This is a genomic window from Sphingopyxis sp. Q841, from assembly GCF_052384365.1.
GTDB lineage: Bacteria > Pseudomonadota > Alphaproteobacteria > Sphingomonadales > Sphingomonadaceae > Sphingopyxis > Sphingopyxis terrae_A.
Genome location: NZ_JBQSUM010000016.1, coordinates 1 through 638 on the forward strand (window position 1 = coordinate 1; position 638 = coordinate 638).

Sequence of the window (638 nt, forward strand, 5' to 3'; positions counted from 1 at the left end):
GTAGCGGCGATCGAGCGCGCGGGCGGCACCGCCTTTGCCGTTCAGGCCGATGCCTCCCAGCCCGGGCCGCAGCGGGCGGGCGTCGAACAAGCAGCGGCCGCGCTAGGCGGGATCGATATCCTTGTCCACAATGCCGGCGTCGCCGAATTCTCTACCATCGCCGATGACACTGACGAAAGCTATGACCGTCAATTCGGGGTCAATGTGAAGGGCCTGCACGTCGGCACGCGCGCGGCGCTGCCGCACCTGCGCGACGGGGGGCGGATCATCCTCATCGGCAGCATCTCGGGCGAGATGGCGTTCCCCGCGACCGCGATCTACAGCGCGACCAAAGCGGCAGTGGCGGCGCTGGCGCGCGGCTGGGCAAAGGATCTCGCCTCGCGCAATATCCTCGTCAACACCGTGCAGCCGGGCCCCATCGACACCGATATGAACCCTGCTGACGGCGAGTTCGCGAAGCAGATGATCGGTGCCATTCCGCTCGGTCGCTACGGCCGGGTCGAGGAGATCGCCGGCGCGGTGTCGTTTCTGGCCGGCCCAGATGCGACCTACATCACCGGAACAACGCTGAACATCGATGGCGGTGCGTCGGCCTAGTCGCGGGAGCGGCCCCTCCGCCCGGCGGAGGGGTCGTCGCC

At 68.3% G+C, this 638-nt stretch carries 1 protein-coding gene; it reads left to right on the forward strand.

All coding sequences use genetic code 11. From position 1 onward, the window contains the following. Positions 1-597 (forward strand): SDR family NAD(P)-dependent oxidoreductase (locus ACT17R_RS17665; RefSeq protein WP_444810017.1); only part of this gene is annotated, 597 nt, incomplete at its 5' end. Positions 598-638 lie beyond the last annotated feature (41 nt).